At 62.6% G+C, this 5558-nt stretch carries 6 protein-coding genes; 4 read left to right on the top strand and 2 right to left on the bottom strand.

Going from position 1 to position 5558, the window contains the following annotated elements; translation table 11 throughout:
• The first annotated feature begins 150 nt into the window (after nt 1-150).
• Nucleotides 151-408 carry a hypothetical protein gene (locus EN969_RS14605; protein WP_127419204.1) on the top strand — a complete coding sequence of 86 codons (258 nt, stop codon included), beginning with the start codon at nt 151-153 and terminating at the stop codon, nt 406-408.
• A gap of 103 nt (nt 409-511) precedes the next feature.
• Here the strand turns inward: EN969_RS14605 and soxR are convergent, their stop codons facing one another.
• Nucleotides 512-985 (bottom strand): redox-sensitive transcriptional activator SoxR, encoded by a 474-nt coding sequence (soxR, locus tag EN969_RS14600; protein ID WP_063168847.1) that lies wholly within the window; start codon nt 983-985, stop codon nt 512-514.
• A 132-nt stretch (nt 986-1117) separates the two neighbouring features.
• Nucleotides 1118-1576, bottom strand: coding sequence for a tRNA (cytidine(34)-2'-O)-methyltransferase (locus EN969_RS14595; protein WP_063168846.1), 459 nt, complete (start codon nt 1574-1576; stop codon nt 1118-1120).
• A 443-nt stretch (nt 1577-2019) separates the two neighbouring features.
• On the opposite strand from EN969_RS14595, the gene EN969_RS14590 reads away from it, so the two are divergent.
• The 3 genes from EN969_RS14590 to EN969_RS14580 all read left to right on the top strand — a co-directional run.
• On the top strand, nt 2020-2415 hold the full coding sequence (locus EN969_RS14590) for a hypothetical protein (protein ID WP_082826695.1): 396 nt from the start codon (nt 2020-2022) through the stop codon (nt 2413-2415).
• 29 nt (nt 2416-2444) lie between these two features.
• Nucleotides 2445-4322: an ABC transporter ATP-binding protein gene (locus EN969_RS14585; RefSeq protein ID WP_063168844.1), complete on the top strand. Its 1878-nt coding sequence runs from the start codon at nt 2445-2447 to the stop codon at nt 4320-4322.
• Between the two features lie 10 nt (nt 4323-4332).
• Nucleotides 4333-5558, top strand: a 1226-nt coding sequence (locus EN969_RS14580) for an ABC transporter ATP-binding protein (RefSeq protein WP_164758258.1), incomplete at its 3' end; no start/stop codon positions are given.

Genomic DNA, 5558 nt, shown 5'->3' with positions numbered 1-5558 from the left:
GGGGGGCAGGCCCGCCGGTATTTCTGGTCGTTCCAAATGCCGTCTCCGGTTGGGGCGGCGAGTCCCACAAATGACTCGTCTTTTGCCGGCGCGATCCCTAATCTCTTAGGGGACAGGGTCAAGTGTCATTACGGTGCAAGGAGTTGTTTCGTGCGCCCCCCGGCAAGACCGCCGCTGGATGGCCTAAAGAAAAGGCTCGACCAAAGCCGTGCCGAGCGCGTGCGTATGCCGCGCGACGGTTTCCTGCGCGAGACCTTCGTGCTGCCACGCTCCGATGCCCGGCTCAAGGCCAAGGAATGGTTCGAGCGCTTTCCCAAGCAGGCCTACTGGACCGAGATCGAAAGCTGGTTCGAGCGGCCGGGCGACCTGATCGAGTTCACCATCAGGCGGTTGCCTGCGGCCGACTAGGATTTCGTCGCCCCGTTTACGGGGAGAGGGTGCCGGCAGGCAGGTTGAGGAGCGGCACGAACCTCTCAATGCTGGCGCCGCCCCTCATCTGCCTTCACTGCGTTCAGGCACCTTCTCCCCGTGAACGGGGAGAAGGAAGAGCGACCAGCCTCCTTGCCCCCGTTCCCTCGCGTGCCAGCCGGTCACCCTTGTTGCGCAGCGGGCATTTGTCGATCGACATGCAGCCGCAGCCGATGCAGTCGGTCAGCCCTTCGCGCAGTTTCTTCAACTGGGCGATCTTGTGATCGAGCCCGTCGCGCCAGGCGGTCGACAAAAGGTTCCAGTCGTCGCGCGTCGGCGTGCGGCTTTCGGGCAGTGATTCAAGTGCGGCACCGATTTCGGCCAGCGAGATGCCGACCTCCTGTGCGACCTTGATGATCGCCACGCGCCGCAGCACGTCGCGGCCGTAGCGGCGCTGGTTGCCCGACGTGCGGTGGCTGCGGATCAAGCCGCGGGCCTCGTAGAAATGCAGCGCCGACACCGCCACCCCGCTGCGCATGGCCACCTGGCCAACCGTTAATTCCGTTACAGGCGCCATGTCTGATTTTCCGTCCCGATTTTTCTGCTTGACCTCAAGTTAAGTTGAGCTTGTAGCGAAGAAACCCTGGATGTGCAAACGAAGGAGAAGGCGATGTGCGCCTGGGTCGAGATGTCGGGAGACGGAGTGCCGTTATCCGAGTTGCCGGATGGCTTCGCCCACCACCATGGCGACGGAGAGCGCCACGTTGATGCTGCGCGCCGTACCCTGCATGGGGATGGTCAGGCGCGCATTCGCCGCCTGATGGACAGGATCCGGCACGCCTGCGGATTCGCGGCCGAACAGGAGGACGTCACCGTCCGCGAAGCTGAAGCTGGTGTAGGCCGTCGTGGCTTTGGTCGACAGCAGCACCAGCCGGTGCGAACCAGCCTTGCGCCATTCCTCGAAGGCGTGCCAGTCGACATGCCGGGTCAGGGCAGCCATTTCGAGGTAGTCCATGCCGGCTCGCTTGAGCGACTTGTCGGAGAGCGGAAATCCGGCCGGTTCGATGATGTCGACGCCAAGTCCGAGGCACGCGGCGAAGCGCAGGATTGTTCCGGTGTTGCCGGCAATGTCAGGCTGGTAGAGCGCGATGCGGAGACGACGGTTCATTTCCGCGTCCTTCTAATAAGTGGCGGATCGGCCACAGCGGCTTGGCGGTTTTGGAAATTGCTGGACCTGCGGGTGGCCATTTTCTGCGAAGTCGGGTATACAACCAGCATTGTCAACCCGAACCGATGGAGGGGTAATTCATGATGACCATGCACATCCAGCGCCCCTCTCGTGGGCTTACCTGCCTGCCGGCGGTTTCGGTACGACGATTCTCCTGACTCTCTAAGACTTGATCGCACCGATTCCCGCCGAAACGATTTTTCGGCTTCCGAAGGAATCCTGCGATGTTTTTCAAAAAGTCAAAAGGGCTGAACGCCCCAACTGAAGCTGTCCGGACCGACACTCGTCATGTCCGGACCGATGCAATGCGTGTCTCCGGGCGAATGCCGGCGGACGATATTGCTTCGCCTTTTTATCTCGATTTTCACACGGAGGACGGACCGATGTTCGATCCCTACAGAATACCGGGCTCGAGGAGCCTGCATATCCACCGACTGCCGACCTGGGCGCTGCTGATCGGCGACACCTATTCGTCGGCGGTTCACGCCGAGGTTCGCCGCCGGCCGCATCGCGGCATGCTGCCGGATGTCGATTTTTCGCGCGCGGTTCCCGATCCCGGGCGGCCGTCGCTGGTGCGCCGGATCATCCGGCTGATCCGGCCTGGCCCGAAAAACCGGGCTGGCGGCACCGTGTCGTCAGGATCGTCTGGCGCAGCTGTCGGCGAAAAGCCCGCGAGCCCCTATATTGCGCGAAGCATTGCCGACGGTCCGGGTGATTCCGGACCGTCGGCACTCGACGCCATGGGTTCCGGGGACTTCGTACGCTCACGTGCCGCGTAAGCGGCAAACACATTTCACAGGCATGACCTATGTTGTTGTTTAGCTGGTTTGAAAAAAGGCTCGATCCGTTCCCCGCGGCGGAACCGGTCGAGCCGCCCAAGACGCTGGTTGCCTTCTGCGTGCATTATACGCGCGGCGCCTGGCCCTATATCCTTTTCGACGCAGTGCTGGTGACGGCCATCGCGATCGCGGAAGTGTGGATGTTCGGCTTCCTCGGCCGCATCGTCGACTGGCTGTCGGGGCAGAATCGCGAAACCTTCCTGCAGACGGAAGCCTGGAAGCTTGCCGGCATGGCCTTCATCGTGCTGTTCGCACTGCCGGGCACCGTATGGCTGCATTCGCTCCTCAACCAGCAAACGCTGATGGGCAACTATCCCATGCGCATCCGCTGGCAGGTGCACCGCTATCTGCTCAAGCAGTCGATGAGTTTCTACCAGGACGAGTTCGCCGGCCGCATCGCGACCAAGCTGATGCAGACGGCTCTCGCCGTGCGCGAATGCGTCATCAAGGTGATCGACGTCCTGAATTACGTTATCGTCTACTTCCTCGGCATGCTGCTCATCGTCGGCTCGGCCGACTGGCGGCTGGCCGCGCCGCTCGGCGTCTGGCTGGTCGGCTATATCCTTTTGCTGCGGTTTTTCATTCCCCGGCTGGGCAAGGTCGGCGAGGAACAGGCCAATGCGCGCTCGATCATGACGGGCCGGGTCGTCGACAGCTACTCAAACATCCAGACGGTCAAGCTGTTCAGCCATGCACGCCGCGAAGCGTCATTCGCCAAAGACGGTATGTCCGGCTTTCTCGAAACGGTCTACCGGTCGATGCGCCTGGTGACAGTGCTTTTCGGCTCGCTCTACATACTGAACGCGCTGCTCTTGTTCTCGGTGACCGCGATGGCGCTGTGGCTGTGGCTGGGGCAAGCAGTGACGATCGGCGCGGTCGCCGTGGTCATCGGCCTTGTGCTCAGGTTGTGGGGCATGTCGCAATGGATCATGTGGGAAATGTCGGGCCTGTTCGAGAACATCGGCACGGTGCAGGACGGTATCGCCTCGATCTCGCTGCCGCGCCTTGTCGAGGACCGGCCGGACGCGAAGGAGATCAGCGTTTCCAGGGGTGAGATCCGCTTCGAGGACATTCGCTTCCACTACGGCAAGCAGAAGGGTGTGATCGAGGGCCTGTCGCTGGCGGTGAAGCCGGGCGAGAAGGTCGGCATCGTCGGCCGTTCCGGCGCCGGCAAGTCCACGCTGGTCAACCTGTTGCTGCGCTTCTACGACCTCGAAGCCGGGCAGATATTGGTCGATGGCCAGGAAATCGCCGCTGTGAAGCAGGATTCGCTTCGTGCGCAGATCGGCATGGTCACGCAGGACACCTCGCTGCTGCATCGTTCGGTGCGCGAGAACATCCTTTATGGCCGGCCCGATGCAACCGACGAGATGCTTGTCGAGGCGGCGCGGCGCGCCGAGGCGCTGGACTTCATATCGGGGCTTTCGGATGCCAGCGGCCGCAAGGGCTTCGACGCCTATGTCGGTGACCGCGGCGTCAAATTGTCCGGTGGCCAGCGGCAACGCGTCGCCATTGCTCGCGTTATGTTGAAGGACGCACCTATACTTATCCTTGACGAAGCGACCTCGGCGCTTGATTCCGAAGCCGAGGCGGCGATCCAGGAGAATCTCTACAAGCTCATGCAAGGCAAGACCGTCATCGCCATCGCGCACCGGCTGTCGACCATCGCGGCGATGGACAGGCTGGTGGTGATGGACAAGGGCCGTGTCATCGAGGAAGGTTCGCACGAAGAACTCGTCGCCAAGGGCGGGCTCTACGCGCAGCTCTGGCAGCGCCAGTCGGGCGGGTTCCTGCTTGAGGACGGTCCCGCCAACGACGCACTTGCAAAGAGGCAAGCCGCAGAATGATGGCCGCCGCATGATGACAGCCGTCTATCGCTGGTTCGAGAACTGGGTCTATCCGTTCAGGGAGCCGGCGAATCTTCGGCCACCGATCAGTGTCGGCGGCTTTCTCTGGCACTATGTCGGCCAGGCGAAGTTCGCCTTCTTCGCCATGCTGGTCATCGGCGGCATCGCGCCGCTGGTCGAGGCCGGCCTGTTCTACTTCGTCGGGCGGCTGGTCGATATTCTCGACCAGCTTCCCGCCGAGCGCAGCTGGCACGCACTGTGGGCCGCCGCCGGCCCTGAACTGGTTTTCATGGCCGTGGTGGTGCTGGTCATCCGCACCGTCGTCGTCGGCCTGTCGGCGCTGGTCGACGAACAGACGATCACGCCGGGCTTCTACAATCTGGTGCGCTGGCAGGCGCACCGGCATGTCTCGCGCCAGTCCTACGCCTTTTTCCAGAACGATTTCGCCGGCCGCATCGCGACGAAGGTCTGGCAGGCGGGCCAGGCGACCGGCGACCTGATGGAAAGCTTCATCGAGGTCGTCTGGTTTATGATCGTCTACACGGTGACGACGCTGGCGCTGGTCGCAGGCCTCGATCTCAGGCTGGCGGTTCTGGTGGTGATCTGGATTTCCGCCTTCGGCTGGCTGGCCAAGCTCTATTTGCCGGCAATCCGCAAGCATGCCGAGGAAACAGCCGAGGCCGGCTCGATGATCACCGGCCGCATCGTCGATTCCTATTCCAACGTGCAGACGCTGAAACTGTTCTCGGCCGATGGCGACGACCGCTACATCAGGAACGGTTTCGACATCTATCTCGACGCATTGCGCCCGTTCACCCGCCGGCTGACCGGCGTGCGCATGGCGCTGACCACGCTGTCGGGCATCATGATCACGGCGATCGGCTGCTTTGCCGTCTATCTCTGGGTCGAGGGCTCGATCACCGTCGGCGCGGTCGCCTTCACCCTGTCGCTGGTGCTGCGGCTCAACATGCTGCTCGGCCGGCTGATGATGCAGCTCAACAGCATCTTGCGAAACCTCGGCGTGCTGGAGAATTCCAAGGCGCTGATCTCGCAGCCGCTCGGCCTCACCGATGCGCCCGACGCCAAGGAACTCGTCGTTGCGGGTGGCCGTATCGCGGTGAAGAACGTCGAGTTCCACTACGGCAAAGGTTTCGGCGTGCTGAACGGCATCGACCTTGTCGTCAGGCCAGGCGAGAAGGTAGGGCTGGTCGGACCGTCCGGCGCCGGCAAGACGAC

The organism is Mesorhizobium sp. M7A.F.Ca.CA.003.01.2.1, from assembly GCF_003998945.1.
Taxonomy (GTDB): domain Bacteria; phylum Pseudomonadota; class Alphaproteobacteria; order Rhizobiales; family Rhizobiaceae; genus Mesorhizobium; species Mesorhizobium ciceri.
The sequence above is the reverse complement of the archived record's forward strand: the minus strand, read 5'-3'. Positions and strand labels throughout refer to the sequence as shown.

Bases quoted from the DNA above. Each gene is read 5' to 3' on its own strand.
- EN969_RS14595 (WP_063168846.1), bottom strand. From the start codon at position 1,576: ATGAACCGTCGTCTCCGCATCGCGCTCTACCAGCCTGACATTGCCGGC.
- soxR (WP_063168847.1), bottom strand. From the start codon at position 985: ATGGCGCCTGTAACGGAATTAACGGTTGGCCAGGTGGCCATGCGCAGC.
- EN969_RS14585 (WP_063168844.1), top strand. From the start codon at position 2,445: ATGTTGTTGTTTAGCTGGTTTGAAAAAAGGCTCGATCCGTTCCCCGCG.
- EN969_RS14590 (WP_082826695.1), top strand. From the start codon at position 2,020: ATGTTCGATCCCTACAGAATACCGGGCTCGAGGAGCCTGCATATCCAC.